Below are 18200 nucleotides of genomic sequence, written 5' to 3'. Positions count from 1 at the left end.
GGCAATCGGTGGCAGCCCTCAGCGCCGCGGCGTATGGCGCTGCGCCGATCTCGCCACACTGGCCTCACGGCATGGTCACCCTGGTTGCACGTCGCCTGCGGCAACACTGCGCTCCACGCCGTCGCAAGAGGACACCATCCGATGCAAGCTCTCACCTATCACGGCACCAAGGACGTGCGCGTGGAAACCGTTCCCGATCCGGTCCTGGTCGATGCCGACGACATCGTGCTGCGGGTCACCGCCACCGCGATCTGCGGCTCGGACCTGCACCTGTACCGCGGCAAGATTCCCGACCTGCACAGCGGCGACGTGCTCGGCCACGAGTTCATGGGCGTGGTCGAAGACGTGGGCCCCGGGGTGACGCGGGTGAAGAAGGGCGACCGCGTGGTGATCCCGTTCGTGATCGCCTGCGGCGAGTGCTTCCACTGCCGCCTGACCGAATACGCCGCCTGCGAGACCACCAATACCGGCAAGGGCGCCGCGCTGAACCAGAAAGGCATCCGCCCGCCGGCGGCGCTGTTCGGCTACAGCCATCTGTACGGCGGCGTCGCCGGCGGCCAGGCCGAGTACGTGCGCGTGCCCAAGGCCAACGTCGGACCGCTGGTGGTGCCGGACGCGCTGCACGACGAGCAGGTGCTGTTCCTGTCCGACATCCTCCCCACCGGCTACCAGGCCGCGCTCAACGCGGGCGTAGGGCAGGGCAGCACGGTGGCGATCTTCGGCGCCGGTCCGGTCGGGCTGATGACCGCCGCCTGCTGCCGCATGCTCGGCGCCGAACGCATCTTCATGGTCGACCGCTATCAGTACCGGCTGGATTTCGCGCAGAAGACCTATGGCGTGATCCCGCTCAACTTCGAACAGATCGACGATCCGGCCGACATCATCGTCGGCCAGACCGACGGCCGCGGCGTGGATGCCAGCATCGATGCGGTCGGCTTCGAGGCCAAGGGCAGCACTGTGGAAACGGTGATGGCCACGCTGAAGCTGGAAGGCAGCAGCGGCACCGCGTTGCGCCAGTGCATCGCCGCCACGCGCCGCGGCGGCACGGTCAGCGTGCCGGGCGTGTACGCCGGTTTCATCCATGGCTTCCTGTTCGGCGACGCCTTCGACAAGGGCCTGACCTTCAAGATGGGCCAGACCCACGTGCAGCGTTTCCTGCCGGAGCTGCTGGAGCATATCGGCGAAGGCCGGCTCAAGCCGAACGAGATCATCACCCATCGGATGAGCCTGGCGCAGGCCGCCGACGGCTATGCGATCTTCGACAAGAAGGAACAGGACTGCCGCAAGGTGATCCTGACGCCGTAACGCGACGCGTCGCTCCGCCGCCGTCGCGCTCCGTGGAGTCGGTGGCGGCGGAGGCCAGCGGCGCCGTGCATGAACTCTTTATCGATGTGCACGCCGCCGCGTGGCGTGCACACGCTGCGTGGGCGCCGCGCCTGTTGTGATCGCGGCAACGCCTTCGTCGCGCCTATCGCGCACCGCATCGCGGCCATCGCCGTGCCATTGCCGAATTTCCAGAGAGACGTCCTTGACCGAACTGCTTTCCCCTGCCGCCTTGGGCGACGCCTGCGATCTGCGCAGTGCCGCCTTGCGCGTGCTCGAACGCTATCCGCAGCTGCCGCTGCCCGGCGCCGGCAACACCCTGGACCGCTGGCGGATCCTGGCCGAGATCGCCGCAACCGACGTGTGCCTGGCCAAGGTGCTGGAGGCGCACTACGACGCGCAGGCGATCCTGGCCGAGCTGGGCGCCGCACCGCCCGCGCCTAGGCAACTGTTCGCGGTGTGGGCCGCCGAAGCGCCGGATGCGCGTCTGGCCTATCGCATTGATGCCGGGCGTGGCGAAGTGCACGGCCGCAAGGCCTGGTGCTCCGGTGCCGGCCTGGTCGATTGCGCGCTGCTCACCGCGCACGACCAGGACCGCCAGCAGCTGGCGCAGGTGCAACTGCGCCAGCCCGGCATCGCCATCGATACGCAGGCGTGGGCGGCGGTCGGCATGGCGCGCGTGGTCAGCGGGCCGGTGACGTTCGATGCGGTGCCGGCCAGCGCGATCGGCGCGCCGGGCGAGTATCTGGCGCGTCCGGGGTTCTGGCATGGCGGCGCCGGCATCGCCGCCTGCTGGTTCGGCGCGGCGGCCGCGGTGGCCGAGCGCCTGCGCGCGCATCCCAAGCTGCAGCGCGATGCGCATGCGGCGATGCATCTGGGCGCGATCGACCAGCAGCTCGGCGCGGCGCGCGCGCTGTTGCGCGAACTGGCCGCAGCGATCGACGCGGCGCCCGAGCACGATCACCGGCACGCGGTGGTCCGCTTGCGTTCGTTCGTGGAGCGGGCGGCCAGCGACGTGCTCGATCGTGTCGGCCGCGCGCTGGGCCCGGCGCCGCTGTGCAGCGATCGCGAACACGCCATGCGCTGCGCCGACCTGGCGGTGTTCGTGCGCCAGAGCCATGCCGAACACGATTGGGCGGCGCTGGGCCAGGCGCTGGCCGAACAGGTGCAGCCATGGCGGCTGTGAGCGCGGCGCAGATCCACGGCGACGGCACGCCCGAGTCGGCGTGGCAGCGCTCGCCGTGGCTGGCGGGCTTGCCGCAGCGCCGGATCGAAGACCTGCTCGCCGGCGCACGCCGGCTGGTGGTGGTGTCGCCGCATCCGGACGACGAAGCGCTGGGCTGCGGCGGCGCGGTCGCCTGTGCGCGGCGGCTGCGCATGCCGGTGTGCCTGATCGCGGTGACCGATGGCGAAGCCTGCTATCCGGACGATCCGTACTGGACGCCGCAGCGCCTGCGCGACGTGCGCCGCGCCGAACTGGCCGCCGCCGCGCAGTGCCTGGGCCTGGACGCCGATGCGATCTGTCACCTGCGCATCGCCGACGGCCAGGTCGGCCAGCGCGAATTCGTGGTCGCCGAACAGATCCACGCGCACTTGCACGCCGGCGATCTGGTGCTGACGACGTGGCGCCACGACGGCCATCCCGACCACGAAGCCACCGCGCGGGCGGTGCTGCGCGCCGTCGCCGCCTGCGATGCGCGCATGGCCGAATTCCCGGTCTGGGCCTGGCACTGGATGGACGCCGGCGCGCCGCAGCAGGCGCTGCCTGGCGCGGTCCGCTACGCGCTGGACGACGCCGACTGGCAAGCCAAGCAACAGGCGCTGCGGTGCTTCGCCTCGCAGCTGGGCACCGCGCAACCGGCAGTGCCGGCGCCGATCCTGCCGCCGCCGGTGCTGGAACGTTTCGCGCGCCGCTTCGAGGTCTTTGTCGCATGAGCGCGGTGCAGCAGTATTTCGGCGACATCTACCGCGACGACGACCCGTTCGGCTATCGCGAACGCTGGTACGAGGCGCGCAAGCGCGCGCTGCTGCTGGCCAGCCTGCCGCGCGCACGCTTCGCGCGCGCCTGGGAATTGGGCTGTTCCAATGGCGAACTGACCGCGGCGCTGGCGCCGCGCTGCGAGGCGCTGTTGGCCACCGACCTGTCCGAGCGTGCGGTGGCCCTGGCCGCACAGCGCAATGCGGATTTTGCGCACGTGCGCGTGCAGCAGGCCGAGCATCCGCGCAGCTGGCCGCCGGGCCGTTTCGACCTGATCGTGTTCAGCGAGGTCGGCTATTACCTGCCGTTGCCGCTGCTGCAGGACTGCATCCAGCGCCTGCGCGCCTCGTTGACCGAGCAGGGCGTGCTGGTCGCCTGCCATTGGCTGCATCCGTTCGCGCAGGCGTGCATGGACGGACGCGCCGTGCACGCCTGCCTGGCGCAGACCCTGCAGTTGCCGCGCCTGCTGCATTACCAGGACGACGACGTGCTGCTTGAGGCCTGGAGCGCCACCCCATATTCGGTCGCGGCCGCGGAGCGGCTGCGGTGATCGCGGTTCTGATTCCGGCACACGACGAGGAACGGCTGATCGGCGCCTGCCTGCGCTCGGTGGCGACGGCGGCGCAATGCGCCGGCCTGCGCGGCGAGGCGGTGCAGGTGTTCGTCGCCCTGGACCGTTGCAGCGACGGCACCGCCGGCATCGTCGCCGCGCACGGCGCGCAGGCCATCGTGCTGCAGTCCGGCAATGTCGGCAGCGCGCGCGCCGCCGCCGCCGAGGCCGCGCTGGCCGCTGGCGCGCGCTGGCTGGCCTGTACCGACGCCGACTCGGTGGTGCCGGCGAACTGGCTGTCGGCGCAACTGGACTGCGCCAGCGACGCGTTCTGCGGCATCGTCACGGTCGGCGACTGGGACGACTACGACAGCGCGATGCGCGATGCCTACCGCGCCGGCGAATGCCGCCGCGACGACCACCCGCACGTGCATGGCGCCAACCTGGGGCTCAGCGCCGACCTGTACCGGCGCTGCGGCGGCTTCCTGCCGCTGGCCGCGCACGAGGACGTGGCCCTGGTCGAGGCGATGGTGCGCGCGGATGCGCGGATCGCACGCCGCGCGCAGCCGGTGGTGGTCACCAGCGCCCGACGCGTGGCGCGTGCGCGCGGCGGCTTCAGCGATTACCTGAAGCAAATGGAGCGCAGCCTGGCCGAATCGCTGCTGCCCACGCCCGGTGGCGACGTGCTGGCTTGAGCCGAGGTGCATAGCCCCTCTCCCCTCGGGAGAGGGGTTGGGGTGAGGGTCCGGCGCGAAGCGACTCGCGGAGCTTGGGCGCACGAGGCTGCGCCCGTACCCTCATCCGCCCCTTCGGGGCACCTTCTCCCGAGGGGAGAAGGGAGCGGCCGTAGCCCCTCTCCCCCCGGGAGAGGGGTTGGGGTGAGGGTCCGGCGCGAAGCGACTCGCGGAGTTTGGGCGCACGAGGCTTCGCGCGAACCCTCATCCGCCCCTGCGGGGCACCTTCTCCCGGTGGGAGAAGGGAACAGCGGCGGAGCATAGCCAGATCCGCCCCCATGTCCGTCTCATGACGGCGACGACCCGACCGCCTGCGCAGGGCACGAGCACGGCCAGGGCAACGCGCATTCAGCCAGGAACGCGGAACCGCGCCCGCAGCGGACAGGCCTCGGGATAAGTTTTGTCTCGGGTTTGTTGCGGGACAGCAGCCGGCCCGGGCGCGGTTCCGCGTTTGTCAATAGGCGCCAAGTGGTTTCTTTTGTTTTTCAATCACTTGCTTCATGGCGCCAGCTGCGCCGGCGAGCGCGAGGTTGTCCACAAGGGGTGTGGATGACTTCTGCATAAGGGTGTGGATAAGCCCATCGCGGCCACGTGCCACAAGACTGTCAAGAGACATGGCGAAAAATTAGACAGGGCGATGTGCGGCGCCCGGATCCGTCCCGATTTCGGATGCCGGCAACGCCGTTCGTCGGCTCCGGAGAGGACGGGGGCCGGACCGCCGCTACGGCCATGACACGGATGGGGGGGGGCGGGTGCAGGGGGGCTCGGGAGGCCGTACTACGTTCTGCCGGGGGAGCTACCTCTGCGGTCCGGCGCTTCCGCCGCCGCAAACCAAAACCGCGCCATGCGGAGGCATGGCGCGGTCGGGGCAGGGTGCCGCTGGCGACGCTGGCTCAGGCGAGCATGCGCAGCTTCGGTTCGCGGTCCCACTGGCGGGTCTTGGCCGCCTCGATGAAGCCCTTGCCGTTGCCGGCATCGAGCACGCCGGCGTCCTTGACCACGTTGCCGGCCTTCAGCAGCGGCTGCGCGCCGGCATCGGCGGCGATCGCCTTCAGGTGCGCGAAGGCGTTGCTGACGAAATCCACCGCCGCCGACTCCTTGCTCAGCTGCTTGCCGGCCTCGGCCGACAGCACCACCGCCACCGCGTCGAACACGAACGACGGGGTGCCGGCCAGTTGCCCATCCGCGGCCAGCTTCCTGCCGTCGCTGAGCTTGGCGCCGCCCAGCTTCGGCGCCACGATCTTGACCGTGGCGCCGGCATCGCGCGCTGCCTTCTGCAGGTTCTTCACCGTGGCCGCGTCGGACCCGTCGTGGACCAGGATGCCGATCGCGCGGCCCTGCAGGGTCGGCTTCATCTTGCCGATCAGCTGCAGCGCCGGCGACGGCGGCATGTCCTGCGGCGCGACCGCGGCCGGCGGTGCCGGCGGCAAGGTGTCCATGCCCAGGCCGTCGGCCACGCGCTGCGCCAGCGCCGGATCGACGTGGCGCAGGTGTCCGACCACCGCCTCACGCACATGCGCGGTCTCCACCTTCGACAGCTCGAACACCAGCGCCGAGGCGACGTGCGCCTGCTCCGGCTTGCTCTGGCTGCGGAAGAACATGCGCGCCTGGCTGTAATGGTCGGCGAAGCTCTCCGCGCGCACGCGGCCCTTGGCGCCGTCCTCGCTGGGGGTGGCGTGGCTGGGGAAGCCGCGCGCGCTTTCGCGCGGCGTGTCGTCCTGCAGCGAGCTGGGCTCGTACGCGACGCGGCCCTTGGGCACGCCCATCTGCATGTGCCCGTCGCGCTGCATGTTGGCGAACGGACACTTCGGCGCGTTGATCGGGATCTGGTGGAAGTTCGGCCCGCCCAGGCGGCTGAGCTGGGTGTCCAGGTAGGAGAACAGGCGGCCCTGCAGCAGCGGATCGTTGGAGAAGTCGATGCCGGGCGCGATGTTGGCCGGGCAATACGCCACCTGCTCGGTCTCGGCGAAGAAGTTGTCCGGCCAGCGGTCCAGCACCATGCGCCCGACGATCTTCAGCGGCACCAGTTCCTCCGGGATCAGCTTGGTGGAATCGAGATGGTCGAACGGGAACTTGTCCGCCTCTTCTTCCGTGAACAGCTGCACGCCCAGTTCCCATTCCGGGAAATCGCCTTGCTGGATCGCCTCGAACAGGTCGCGGCGGTGGAAATCCGGATCGGCGCCGGCCAGCTTCACCGCTTCGTCCCACACCGTGGACTGCAGGCCGAGCTTGGGCCGCCAGTGGAACTTGACGAAGGTGCTGTTGCCGTTCGCGTCGACCAGGCGGAAGCTGTGGATGCCGAAGCCTTCGATCATGCGCAGCGAGCGCGGAATGGTGCGGTCGCTCATCGCCCACATGATCATGTGCAGCGATTCGGGGGTCAGCGAGATGAAATCCCAGAACGTGTCGTGCGCGCTGGCCGCCTGCGGGAAGCCGCGGTCCGGCTCCATCTTCACCGCGTGGATCAGGTCCGGGAACTTGATCGCGTCTTGGATGAAGAACACCGGGATGTTGTTGCCGACCAGGTCCCAGTTGCCTTCCTTGGTGTAGAACTTGACCGCGAAGCCGCGCACGTCGCGCGGCGTGTCCACCGAGCCGGCGCCGCCGGCGACGGTGGAAAAGCGGGTGAACACCGGCGTCTTCACCCCGACCTCGGTGAGGATCTTGGCGGTGGTGTACTTGTCCAGCGAGGCGGTCAGTTCGAAATAGCCGTGCGCGGCGCTGCCGCGCGCGTGCACGATGCGCTCGGGGATGCGTTCGTGGTCGAAGTGGGTGATCTTCTCGCGCAGGATGAAGTCTTCCAGCAACGTCGGCCCGCGCGGGGTGGCGCGCAGCGAGTTCTGGTTGTCGGCGATCGGAATGCCCTGGTTGGTGGTCAGCGGCGGATGCGTGCCGCCGGCGTGCTGGTGCAGTTCGTCGCCGCGACCGCGCTGGTCGGCGACGGCGCTGGTATCGACGGGCGTGCTGGATTTGCTGGGCTTGCGAGGGCTGGCCATGGATGTGCGCTCCGGGGGATGAGGCGGGGACGGCGGAAGGGATTCGCGCTGCAATGGCTGCACAATGCGCGGGAGAGAGAGGGTGTCAGGGGTCTGACCGATGCTGGGCCGGCAGGCGTGAACGGTCCGTGCAACCTGTCCGAGCATGGCGTGAGGACGGCGCGGCGGCGTGTGGTGCGGTTCGCACAACGCGCAGAGGCGCGAGTGGCGTGCATTCGCCATGTAGCGACGCGGCTCGCCGCCGTCGCCCGCAGCCTCTTGCGGCCTCTGCGGCGAACCGCGGTCGTACCGCTGCAGCTGGCCGTCGGGAGGCCGCAAGCGCCGCCAGGTGCGGGCGTTGCCGCCAAGCCGGGGCTACAGGACGGCGCCGCGCGGCCGATAGTGCGTTGCGCGGCGCTCCTTCCAGGGGCTGCGAGCGCGGGGACGGCGCAACGGCAGCGGCCGATGCAATGCAGCATGGCGTGCGACGGAGACCGAACGTGTTCTTGCCCATCCTCGTCATCGGCTTGTTGCTCGCCCATGCGCTGGCCGCGCACGCGGGCGGCAGCGCCGCGCCCGCTGCGCAATGGTGTGGCCTGGCGGTGCAGGCGATGGCGGTGCTGGCCGTGCTGCGCCGGCTGCGGCGTGCGCCGGCGATGGACCGGATGCCGTGGCGGCTGCTGGGCGCCATGGTCGGCGTGCAGATGCTGTGGACCGGCTGCAACCTGCTGGCATTGCTGTTCCCGCCGCACGGTCCCGCGCTGCAGAAACTGGGCGTGATGTTTTCCGGCTCGTCGATGATCCCGGCGCTGTACCTGATCGCGCGCTCGTTCAACCGATCGCAGCCGCGGCTGATCGTGGCACTGGATGCGGTGCTGGCGCTGGTCGGCGCCGGCCTGCTGTTTCTGCTGATCGACCTGGCGCTGTCGTCCAGCAATGGTTTCTCCGAACCCGACGTCAACCTGATCATCAATCACGCCGATGCGATCGACCTGCTGCTCGCGTCGATGGCCACGCTGCGCCTGCTCGGGGCCGGTGGCTGCAGCCGCCGCCATTTCTATCTCAGCGCCAGCGCCTACCTGTGGATCAACGGCGCGGTGGCGGCGCTGTACAACCGCATCGAACTGGGCGGGCTGCCGTGGTGGGGCGGGTTGCTGATCGATCTGCCCGGCATGGCGCTGGTGCTGGTCGCGTCGCTGCCGCGGGGGCGCTGGCTGCGCCACGCGCGGCCGAGCATGCGCAGCGCGGAACTGATCGCCGCGTTCGCGCCGATCGTGTTCTCGCTGGCGGTGCTGTTGCTGGCGATCAGCGTGTCGCGGGTCAGCTTCTTCTGGGGCATGGCCGCGGCGACCCTGGCGGTGATGGTGTACGGGGCGCACGTGGCGTTCCTGCACAGCGAGCATCTGGAGATCCAGCGGCTGAGCCGCGTGAGCACGCGCCGTCTGCAACAGCAGGTGGCGCGCGATCCGCTGACCGGCATCGCCAACCGGGTTGGCCTGGCGGCGCGGCTGCGCGATATGGACGACGGCCGGGACTGTTCGCTGCTGATGATCGACATCGACTTCTTCAAGCAGTTCAACGACAGCCACGGCCATGTACGCGGCGACGCCTGCCTGGTGGAGGTGGCCACCGCGCTGGCCGAGGCCTTGCCTGCACAGACCGCCACGGTGGCGCGCTACGGCGGCGAGGAATTCGCGGTGGTGCTGCCGGACACCGTGGCCGATGCCGCGCACGCGATCGCGCGGCGCCTGCTGGCCGCCATCGAGCAGCGGCAGATCCCGCACCCGGCCAGCCCGCTGGGCGTGGTCACGGTCAGCATCGGCATCGCCACCCGCCCGGCCAGTGCCGAGGCGGCGATCGATCTGCTGCACCAGGCCGACGCCGCGCTGTACCGCGCCAAGCGCAATGGCCGCAATTGCTGTGCGCATGCGCAGGACGCGGCGGCAGAGATGCAGGGCGTCGCTGCGCCGGGTTGAGCGTGCGCGGCGAACGCTGCGCGGAAGCGTCGCCGAATCGTGCCACCATCGCGGTTCCATTCCCGCACGTCGATCCCGCGATGCCGCTCAGATCCCCCTGGCCGTGGTTCCCCATGTTGCTGGCTGTCGCCGGCGCCGCGCGAGCGCTGGATCCGCCGGCGGTGGTCTATCCGCAGTTGCCCGCGCAAGGCCGCGATGCCGCCGCGTTCGTGCCGGGCGGCTGGACGCTGGAGTTCGAGCGCCGCGGCGATCTGAACGGCGATGGCCGCGCGGACCTGCTGCTGGTGCTGAAGATGGCCGATCCGCGCAACGTGCTGGACAACGCCGGCTTCGGCCCGGATCGCTTCGACACCAATCCGCGCATGCTGGCGGTGGCCTTCGCCGAGGGCGACGGTTACCGGCTGGTGCTGCGCGATCACGCGCTGATCCCGCGCCCGGACGCGCCGAACATGGAGGATTACCTGGACGGCGGCGAACCCGCCATCGCGCGCGGCGCGTTCTCGGTGAACCTGCACCAGTTCTCCAGCGCCGGGAGCTGGAACACCTCCGAGACGACCTTCCTGTTCCGCTACCGGCAGGACTGCTTCCAGCTGATCGGCTACGACATGCGCGGCCTGCACCGCGGCAGCGGCGAGGTCGACGAGATCAGCGTGAACTACCTGACCGGCAAGGCCAAACTGCGCACCGGCAGCATCGAAGACAGCGCGCTGCGCACGCAATGGCGGCAGTTGCCCAAGCAGCCGCTGCGCTGCCTGCAGCAGGTCGGCGACGGCCTGGCCTTCGATCCCGGCGTGGAGCGCGACTGAGCGCAGCGCCTTCGGCAAAAAAACGCCAGCCCCGACATGCGGGGCTGGCGTGGCGATACGCGACAGGGCAGGTGGGCGTTACGCCACCACATCGTCCTTGTACGCATCCACCGGGATGCACGCGCACATCACGTGCTTGTCGCCGTAGACGTTGTCAACCCGCGCCACCGGCGGCCAGTACTTGGCCTGCTTGAGCGTGGGCAGCGGGAACGCGGCCAGCTCGCGCGGGTAGGCGTGGGTCCACTCGCCGGCGGTGACCTGCGCGGCGGTGTGCGGGGCGTGCTTGAGCGGGTTGTCCTCGCGGTCCAGGCGGCCGTCCTCGATCGCGGCGATCTCCTCGCGGATCTGGATCATCGCGTCGATGAAGCGGTCCAGTTCGTGCAGCGATTCGCTCTCGGTCGGCTCCACCATCAGCGTGCCGGCGACCGGGAAGCTCAGCGTCGGCGCGTGGAAGCCGAAGTCGATCAGGCGCTTGGCCACGTCTTCGGCGCCGATGCCGGTGCTCTTCTCCAGCGGACGCACGTCGAGGATGCACTCGTGCGCGACCAGGCCGTTGCGGCCGGTGTACAGCGTCCGGTAGTGCGGGGCCAGGCGCTTGGCGATGTAGTTGGCGTTGAGCAGCGCGACCTGGGTCGCCTTGCGCAGCCCGGCGTTGCCCATCATGGTGATGTACATCCAGCTGATCGGCAGGATCGAGGCGCTGCCGAAGCTGGCCGCGCTGACCATGCCGACGTCGCCTTCGCCGCCCAGCGTGCGCGGCAGGAACGGCGCCAGGTGCGACTTCACCGCGCACGGGCCGACGCCCGGACCGCCGCCGCCGTGCGGGATGCAGAAGGTCTTGTGCAGGTTCAGGTGCGACACGTCCGAGCCCCACTTGCCGGGCTTGGCCACGCCGACCAGCGCGTTCATGTTGGCGCCGTCGGTATAGACCTGGCCGCCGTGCGCATGCACCGCCTCGCAGATCGCCACCACGTCTTCCTCGAACACGCCGTGGGTGGACGGGTAGGTGATCATCAGCGCGGCCAGGCGGTCGCTGTACTTCTCGGCCTGGGCGCGGATGTCGTCGACATCGACGTTGCCGTTGGCGTCGCACTTGGTGACCACGACCTTCATGCCGCACATCTGCGCCGAGGCCGGGTTGGTGCCGTGCGCGGACTCGGGGATCAGGCAGATGTCGCGATGCGCTTCGCCGCGCGAACGGTGATAGGCGCGGATCGCCAGCAGGCCGGCGTATTCGCCCTGCGCGCCGGAGTTGGGCTGCAGGCTGACCGCGTCGTAGCCGGTGCATTCGACCAGCATCGCTTCCAGTTCGTCGATCAACTGCGCATAGCCGGTGGATTGCTCGGCCGGGGCCAGCGGATGGATCGCGCCGAACTGCGGCCAGGTCACCGGGATCATCTCGGCGGTGGCGTTGAGCTTCATCGTGCAGCTGCCCAGCGGGATCATGGTGCGATCCATCGCCAGGTCCTTGTCGGCCAGCGCGCGCATGTAGCGCAGCAGTTCGTGTTCGCTGTGGTGGGTATTGAACACCGGGTGCTGCAGGAACGCGCTGCTGCGCTTGAGGTCCTGCGGCAATGCGTCGGCAGTGGCCGCATCGAGCGCATCGACATCGGCGCTCGCGCCGAACAGCTGCGCCAGCGCGATCACGTCGGCGCGGGTGGTGGTCTCGTCCAGGCTGATGCCCAGCGCCTCGCTGTCGATCGCGCGCAGGTTGATACCGGCCGCGCGCGCCTTGGCATGGATCGCCTCGGCATCGATCGCCTTGACGTGCAGGGTGTCGAAGAAGCGCTCGCCGACGCTGATGCCGGCGCTGCGCAGCGCCGCGGCCAGGATCGCGGCCAGGCGATGGGTGCGCCGCGCGATGCGGGTCAGGCCGTCGGGGCCGTGGTAGACCGCGTACATCGCCGCCATCACCGCCAGCAGCACCTGCGCGGTGCAGATGTTGGAGGTGGCCTTCTCGCGGCGGATGTGCTGCTCGCGGGTCTGCAGGGTGAGACGGTAGGCGGGGTTGCCGGCGGCGTCGATCGACACGCCGATCAGGCGCCCCGGCATCGAGCGCTTGTAGGCGTCGCGGCAGGCCATGAACGCGGCGTGCGGGCCGCCGAAGCCGAACGGCACGCCGAAGCGCTGCGAGTTGCCGACCACGATGTCCGCGCCCCATTCGCCGGGCGCGGCGATCAGGGTCAGCGCCAGCAGGTCGGTGGCCACCGCGACCAGGCCGCCGCGCGCATGCACGGCGTCGGCCAGCGCCTTGTGGTCGCCGATGTGGCCGAAGCTGTCCGGGTACTGCAGCAGCACGCCGAAGCACTCGGCCTGCAGCGCTTCCTCCGGCGTGCCCACGCGCAGCACGATGCCCAGCGGCTCGGCGCGGGTGCGCATCAGCTCCAGGGTCTGCGGATGCACCGCGTCGTGCACGAAGAAGGTGTCGGACTTGGCCTTGGCCGAGCGCTTGGCCAGGGTCATCGCCTCGGCCGCGGCGGTGGCCTCGTCCAGCAGCGAGGCGTTGGCGATCTCCATGCCGGTCAGGTCCGCGCACATGGTCTGGAAGTTGATCAGCGCTTCCATGCGGCCCTGCGAGATCTCCGCCTGGTACGGCGTGTAGGCGGTGTACCAGGCCGGGTTCTCGAGGATGTTGCGCAGGATCACCTTCGGCGTATGGGTGCCGTAGTAGCCCTGGCCGATGAAGCTGCGCAGCACCTGGTTCTTGTCGGCGATGGCGCCGATCTTGGCCAGCGCTTCCTCTTCGGTGATCGCGTCGGGCAGCGCCAGTGCAGCCGGCGACTTGATCTTGCCCGGCACGATGGCGTCGGTCAGCGCGTCCAGCGAGTCGTGGCCGACGGTGCGCAGCATGTGCGCGATCTCGGCGTCGTTCGGGCCGATATGGCGTTCGACGAAGGCCGAGTGGTGTTCGAGGTCGCGCAGCGAGGGGGTGTTAGACATGGCGGTCGTCCGGCAGAGGAGGGCACGAAGGGCGGAGGACGCACGGATGCCGCCGTCGGCCGCAGCTGCGGACACGACCGACGGGAAGCCACATGTCTTCCCACTGCCCCTCTGTCCTTTTGCCTGAGAGTTTGGAAGCGGCGGCGGGCTGCGCTGCGCTTCGTGCCCCTTCGGCGCCGGGTTGGACCGGTCTCTCCAGAGTCTTGGTGCGGGTGGTATCGGGCCTGAGCGATTACGGGCGTTTGCGCCTTCGGCAGCGGGTCGCCCCGCTTCTCCCACCATGCTGCCCGGCGATTATAGCGTGGCCGGCGGCGCCCACGGCGGCCTCCGCACGGCCCGCCCGGCGGGTCTGCCGCGGCTCGCTGAACATGCGGGCCTGCGCCCCGCTGCGGCGTGGCCGCGGCCGCGGCGCTTAACTCGGCACTGGCAAGGGTCTATCATGGCGGCATTCCCTCTCCCCATCGTTCCGTCCCTTGGACGGTGTCGTCGCGTGTTCGCCCACCCGGGCTGCGTGCGGCCGGCTTTCCAGGATCCTGCGCATGACGCTCCCGACGATCTCGACCCGCCGCCTGGCATTGCTGCTGGCCGGGCTGGCGATGTTCGGCCCGTTCTCGATCGACACCATCTTCCCGGCGTTCCCGCAGCTGGCGCAGCGCCTGCGCGCCGATCCGGTGGCGATCCAGCAGACGGTCAGCGTGTACCTGCTTGCCTACGCGCTGATGGGCCTGGCGCACGGGCCGCTGTCCGACGCCTGGGGCCGCAAGCGGGTGATCGTCGGCGGGCTGGTGGTGTTCGTGCTGGCCTCGGCCGGCTGCGCGCTGTCGCGCGACTTGCCCACCTTGCTGACGTTCCGCGCGCTGCAGGGCGTTTCCGCCGGCGTCGGCATGATCGTCGGCCGCGCGGTGATCCGCGACCTGTACCAGGGCCACGACGCGCAGCGGCTGATGAGCCAGGTGTCGATGATCTTCGGCATCGCCCCGGCGATCGCGCCGATCATCGGCGGCTGGATCCTGGCCACCGGCGCCGGCTGGCCGACGATCTTCTGGTTCCTGGTCGGGTTCTCGCTGCTGTTGCTGGTCGCCACGCTGCGCTGGATGCCGGAGACGCATCCGCCGCAGGCGCGTACCCCGCTGGCGCCGCGCACGCTGCTGCGCGACTACATCGCCATCGCGTTCAACGCGCGCTTCCAGCGCCTGGCCGCCGCCGGCGCGTTCAACTTCGCCGGCGTGTTCCTGTACATCGCCTCGGCGCCGGTGTTCATCATCGACCTGCTGCACCGGACCGAGCGCGATTTCGCCTGGCTGTTCATTCCCACCATCGGCGGCATGACCCTGGGCTCGTTCCTGTCCGGGCGCATGGCCGGGCGCATCGGGCCGATGCGGCAGGTGCGCATCGGCTTCATCTGCTGCGGCGTGTCGATGGTCGGCAACATCGCCTATACCGCGATCGCGCCGCAGATCGCGCTGCCGTGGGCGGTACTGCCGATCTTCGTGGCCGGCCTGGGCATGGCGCTGATCTTCCCGATCCTGGCGCTGGCGGTGCTGGACATGTACCCGCGCCAGCGCGGGCTGGCCTCGTCGCTGCAGGCCTTCACCCAGCTGATGCTCAACACCGTGGTGGCCGGGGTGCTGTCGCCGCTGCTCAGCAGCCGGCCGATGCACCTGGCGCTGGGCTCGGGCGCGTTCTTCCTGATCGGCTGGGGCTTCTGGCGCTGGGAGCGGCGCAGCGGCAAGCGCCTGCCGCGGCCCGGCAGCCAGGTGCCGCAGCTGGAGCCGGCCGATCCGGTGTGACGCCGGCGCCGCGGTTGGGCTATCGTCGCCGGGTCATCGTTGAGGAAACCGCATGTCCATCCAGTCCAAGCAGCGCCGCGACGTGCGCAAGAAGCTTGCCGAACGCCTGCGCCACCGCAGCGAAGCCGCCGCTGCGGCCACCGCGATCGAACCGCATGCCGAGCTGCGCGACCAGCAGCGCACCTTGCTGGCCGGCGTCGTGCGCCGCGACGGCGAGTGGGTGCTGGGCATGGACGGGCGCATCGCCGGGCAGAGCGAGAGCGCCGCGCAGGTGCTGTCGCTGATCATGCAGGCCGCGGAACTGCACGAGCGCGCCGGCACGCCGGTGCGGCTGGTGTATTCGGATGCGCTGAAGGACGCCGCGCATGCCGATGCGCAGGCGCAGGGGCTGAGCTTCGACGAGTTCAAGGAGCGCCACGCGCAGGTCATGCAGCGCGGCGCCGGCACGGCGTTGCCGGGCTGAAGACATGGGCCAGAGCGCCAGCCAGGCCGCGGACGCCGCCGTGTCGCTGGCGCGGGTGCGGCGCCGCGATGGGCTCGCGCTGATCCAGGCGCACCGCGCCAGCACCGCGCTGCATCATCCGTGGACGTATCCGTTCACCGACGTGCCCGGCTTCAACACGTGGTACGCGCAGACCCTGGACGGCACTAACGTCGCGCTGCTGGCGCGCGCGCGCGACAGCGGCGAAGTCGCTGGCCTGTTCACCTTCAGCCAGATCGTCGGCGGCTGCTTCCAGAGCGCCTACCTGGGCTACCACGCCATGGCCGGCTGCGAAGGCCGCGGGCTGATGACGCATGCGCTGCGGCTGTGCGTGGCCTATGCGTTTTCCGAACTGGGCCTGCATCGCGTGGAGGCCAACATCCAGCCGGACAACACGCGCTCGCTGGCGCTGGTCAAACGCGCTGGTTTCCGCCACGAAGGCTATTCGCCGCGCTACCTGCGCATCGGCGGAATCTGGCGCGACCATGAGCGCTGGGCGCGGCTGGCGGACGATTGAGTCGGCGGCCAGGTCGCCGCACCGCGGCGATCACTGCGGTTTCGGCGCCGTGGCGGCAGGGGCCGTTGCCGCCGCCTGTACTGCCTTCGGCGCCTCCCACCCGCACATCTGCCCCTGGTTCTGCTGCTTGAGCCACTCCTGCATCGGCGCGAAGTATTCCAGCAGCGGGGCGGCGTCGAGCTTGTCGTTGCCGGTCAGTTCCTTCAGCGTGGCCTGCCATGGCTGGCTGCCGCCACGCTGCAGCATCGACCAGAATTTCTGCCCGGCCTCCTTGTTGCCGTAGAAGGTGCACTCGTACAGCGGGCCCTTGTAGCCGGCGGCGTCGCACAGGCCCTTGTAGAACTGGAACTGCAGGATGTGCGACAGGAAGTAGCGGGTGTACGGGGTATTGCCGGGCACGTGGTACTTGGCGCCTGGGTCGAAGAAGTCCTCGCCGCGCGCCGACGGCGGGGCCACGCCCTGGTACTTGGCCTTCAGGTCCCACCAGGCCTGGTTGTAGTGCTCCGGCGCGATCGAGCCGTCGAACACGCCCCAGCGCCAGCGGTCGATCATCAGTCCGAACGGCAGGAACGACACCTTCGCCAGCGCCATGCGCATCTGCGCGTTGATCAGCGCCTCGCGGCTGAGCTGCGGCGCCTCCACCAGGCCGATCGAATGCAGGTACTGCGGGGTCATCGCCAGCACGATGGTGTCGCCGATCGCCTCGTGGAAGCCGTCGTTGGCGCCGCCCTGGAACAGCGGCGGCAGCGGGTTGTAGGCGAGGTCGTAATAGATGTGGCCGAGCTCGTGGTAGATGGTGGTGAAGTCTTCCTCGTTCGGCTGGATGCACATCTTGGTGCGCACGTCGCCGGCCATGTCCATGTCCCAGGCGCTGGCGTGGCAGACCACGTTGCGGTCCAGCGGCTTGATGAACTGGCTGCGCGCCCAGTAGCTGTTGGGCAGCTTGGGCATCGCCAGCGAGGTGTAGAAATCCTGCGCGCGCTCGGTCATCTGCTTGGCGCTCTGCAGCTGCGCGTCGCGTTGGGCCATGAACCGCGCCTCCGGCGAAGTGTCGCCATTGCGCCGCGCCAGCGCCGCGCCGAGGTTGCTCTGGTACTGCTTCTCCAGCGTGTCGGTGATGTCCAGGCTGCCGGCGCCGGGGTAGGGCTGCAGCAGGTCCCACAGGTTGCTCCAGTCCTGCTGCCACATGTTGCCGAGCAGGTGCGCCGGCAGCAGGCCGCCGGCGACCTCGCCCTTGTCCTTGCCGTACTCGGCGTCGAGCTTGCCGCGGGTGTAGCAGTGCAATTGTTCGTACAGAGGCTTGACCTGGCTCCACAGCCGGTCGGTCTCGGCGGCGATCTGCGCCGGCGGCATGTCGTAGCCGCTGCGCCACATCGCGCCGGTGTCGGCGTAGCCCATCTCGCGCGCGCCTTCGTTGACCAGTTCGACGAAGCGCTGGTAGTCCTGGCGCATCGGCTGCGCGGTGCCGTGCCAGCCCTGCCAGGCGTCGAGCTGCTGGTCGTAGTCGCGGCTGCGGCGCAGCACGTCCTCCAGTTCGCCCAGTTGCCGGCAACGGCGCGCATCGCCCTCGCCGGTGCAATAGGACGCCGCGCCGTAAGCGCCTTCCATCTTCGAGGCCAGCTGGGCCAGTTCGGCCAGCTTGGCCGGGTCGCGCGGCGCCGGCATCGCGGTCATCAGCTTCAGCAGCTGCAGCGCACGCGCGCTGTCGGCCGACATCGGCTTTCCCTCGTAGCGCTTGGCCTGCGCGATCCAGCCGTTGAGCGTGGTCAGCCAGCGTTCGTTGGCCTTGGCCACCAGCCGCTCCGAATCGCCGTTGATGTAGGTGATCGACAGCCACTGCGCCGAGGTCAGCTCCGGCAGCAGCGCGCGGTATTCCTCGTTGATGCGGGCGACGAACTGGTCGGCGCTCTCGCCGGGCGCGGTCGGCGCCGGCGCGGTGTCGGTTTCGGTGGTCGCTTCCTTGCGGCACGCGGACAGCGCAAGCACGCTCGCGCCGATGCACAGCGCAAGCAGCAGGGGGCGGTGGTTCACGGCGGATCCCTTCGGTGACGAATGCGACGAGGCTAGTGGTCCGCCCCGCCCGCCGCAAGGGCCGCCCGCGCCGACGGCGCAGGCGGCGCGGCGCCGGCG

General features: G+C 70.0%; 13 protein-coding genes and 1 riboswitch. Of the genes, 10 read left to right on the top strand and 3 right to left on the bottom strand.

Annotation, left to right across the window (positions count from 1 at the left end; translation table 11 throughout):
• Positions 1-141: 141 nt before the first annotated feature.
• The 5 genes from H9658_RS07760 (at position 142) to H9658_RS07740 (ending at position 4546) form a co-directional block, all read left to right on the top strand.
• Positions 142-1305 carry a zinc-dependent alcohol dehydrogenase gene (locus tag H9658_RS07760; protein WP_191824956.1) on the top strand — a complete coding sequence of 388 codons (1164 nt, stop codon included), beginning with the start codon at positions 142-144 and terminating at the stop codon, positions 1303-1305.
• Positions 1306-1528: 223 nt separating this feature from the next.
• Positions 1529-2509: an acyl-CoA dehydrogenase family protein gene (locus H9658_RS07755; protein WP_225209816.1), complete on the top strand. Its 981-nt coding sequence runs from the start codon at positions 1529-1531 to the stop codon at positions 2507-2509.
• Positions 2497-3258 carry a PIG-L deacetylase family protein gene (locus H9658_RS07750; RefSeq protein WP_191824955.1) on the top strand — a complete coding sequence of 254 codons (762 nt, stop codon included), beginning with the start codon at positions 2497-2499 and terminating at the stop codon, positions 3256-3258. The genes H9658_RS07755 and H9658_RS07750 overlap by 13 nt, the downstream gene beginning before the upstream one ends.
• Positions 3255-3851 carry a class I SAM-dependent DNA methyltransferase gene (locus H9658_RS07745; protein WP_191824954.1) on the top strand — a complete coding sequence of 199 codons (597 nt, stop codon included), beginning with the start codon at positions 3255-3257 and terminating at the stop codon, positions 3849-3851. The genes H9658_RS07750 and H9658_RS07745 overlap by 4 nt, the downstream gene beginning before the upstream one ends.
• Positions 3848-4546 carry a glycosyltransferase gene (locus H9658_RS07740; protein WP_179570748.1) on the top strand — a complete coding sequence of 233 codons (699 nt, stop codon included), beginning with the start codon at positions 3848-3850 and terminating at the stop codon, positions 4544-4546. Before H9658_RS07745 ends, H9658_RS07740 begins: the two co-directional genes overlap by 4 nt.
• 932 nt (positions 4547-5478) lie before the next feature.
• On the opposite strand, the gene H9658_RS07735 is transcribed toward H9658_RS07740, so the two are convergent.
• Positions 5479-7581: a catalase gene (locus H9658_RS07735; RefSeq protein ID WP_191824953.1), complete on the bottom strand. Its 2103-nt coding sequence runs from the start codon at positions 7579-7581 to the stop codon at positions 5479-5481.
• Between the two features lie 479 nt (positions 7582-8060).
• Between H9658_RS07735 and H9658_RS07730 the strand changes: the two genes are divergently transcribed.
• Both H9658_RS07730 and H9658_RS07725 read left to right on the top strand, forming a co-directional pair.
• Complete coding sequence (locus H9658_RS07730; protein WP_191824952.1) at positions 8061-9536, top strand: GGDEF domain-containing protein; 1476 nt, start codon at positions 8061-8063, stop codon at positions 9534-9536.
• Positions 9537-9616: 80 nt separating this feature from the next.
• Positions 9617-10342: a hypothetical protein gene (locus H9658_RS07725; protein ID WP_225209815.1), complete on the top strand. Its 726-nt coding sequence runs from the start codon at positions 9617-9619 to the stop codon at positions 10340-10342.
• 78 nt (positions 10343-10420) lie between these two features.
• Here the strand turns inward: H9658_RS07725 and gcvP are convergent, their stop codons facing one another.
• Positions 10421-13282, bottom strand: coding sequence for an aminomethyl-transferring glycine dehydrogenase (gene gcvP, locus H9658_RS07720; RefSeq protein ID WP_191824950.1), 2862 nt, complete (start codon positions 13280-13282; stop codon positions 10421-10423).
• Positions 13283-13383: 101 nt separating this feature from the next.
• Positions 13384-13491: riboswitch (glycine riboswitch) on the bottom strand.
• Positions 13492-13821: 330 nt separating this feature from the next.
• Here gcvP and H9658_RS07715 point away from each other — a divergent pair.
• From H9658_RS07715 to H9658_RS07705, 3 genes are read left to right on the top strand one after another with little or no spacing between them, the layout of a single operon-like run.
• Positions 13822-15072, top strand: a complete 1251-nt coding sequence (locus tag H9658_RS07715) for a multidrug effflux MFS transporter (protein ID WP_191824949.1) — start codon at positions 13822-13824, stop codon at positions 15070-15072.
• 52 nt (positions 15073-15124) lie between these two features.
• Positions 15125-15535, top strand: coding sequence for a hypothetical protein (locus H9658_RS07710; RefSeq protein ID WP_191824948.1), 411 nt, complete (start codon positions 15125-15127; stop codon positions 15533-15535).
• A gap of 4 nt (positions 15536-15539) precedes the next feature.
• Complete coding sequence (locus H9658_RS07705) at positions 15540-16070, top strand: GNAT family N-acetyltransferase (protein ID WP_191824947.1); 531 nt, start codon at positions 15540-15542, stop codon at positions 16068-16070.
• A 30-nt stretch (positions 16071-16100) separates the two neighbouring features.
• Here H9658_RS07705 and H9658_RS07700 read toward each other — a convergent pair whose 3' ends face one another.
• Entirely contained in the window at positions 16101-18101 is a 2001-nt protein-coding gene (locus H9658_RS07700) for a M2 family metallopeptidase (RefSeq protein ID WP_191824946.1), read from the bottom strand.
• Between the last annotated feature and the right edge of the window lie 99 nt (positions 18102-18200).

It is taken from the genome of Xanthomonas bonasiae (assembly GCF_014836395.1).
In the GTDB taxonomy this organism is placed as follows: domain Bacteria; phylum Pseudomonadota; class Gammaproteobacteria; order Xanthomonadales; family Xanthomonadaceae; genus Xanthomonas_A; species Xanthomonas_A bonasiae.
This window is presented reverse-complemented; position numbering and strand designations above follow the sequence as displayed.

Coding starts and splice junctions, on each gene's coding strand:
- H9658_RS07760 (WP_191824956.1), top strand. CDS start 142: ATGCAAGCTCTCACCTATCACGGCACCAAGGACGTGCGCGTGGAAACC.
- H9658_RS07750 (WP_191824955.1), top strand. CDS start 2,497: ATGGCGGCTGTGAGCGCGGCGCAGATCCACGGCGACGGCACGCCCGAG.
- H9658_RS07745 (WP_191824954.1), top strand. CDS start 3,255: ATGAGCGCGGTGCAGCAGTATTTCGGCGACATCTACCGCGACGACGAC.
- H9658_RS07735 (WP_191824953.1), bottom strand. CDS start 7,581: ATGGCCAGCCCTCGCAAGCCCAGCAAATCCAGCACGCCCGTCGATACC.
- H9658_RS07725 (WP_225209815.1), top strand. CDS start 9,617: ATGCCGCTCAGATCCCCCTGGCCGTGGTTCCCCATGTTGCTGGCTGTC.
- gcvP (WP_191824950.1), bottom strand. CDS start 13,282: ATGTCTAACACCCCCTCGCTGCGCGACCTCGAACACCACTCGGCCTTC.
- H9658_RS07715 (WP_191824949.1), top strand. CDS start 13,822: ATGACGCTCCCGACGATCTCGACCCGCCGCCTGGCATTGCTGCTGGCC.
- H9658_RS07710 (WP_191824948.1), top strand. CDS start 15,125: ATGTCCATCCAGTCCAAGCAGCGCCGCGACGTGCGCAAGAAGCTTGCC.
- H9658_RS07705 (WP_191824947.1), top strand. CDS start 15,540: ATGGGCCAGAGCGCCAGCCAGGCCGCGGACGCCGCCGTGTCGCTGGCG.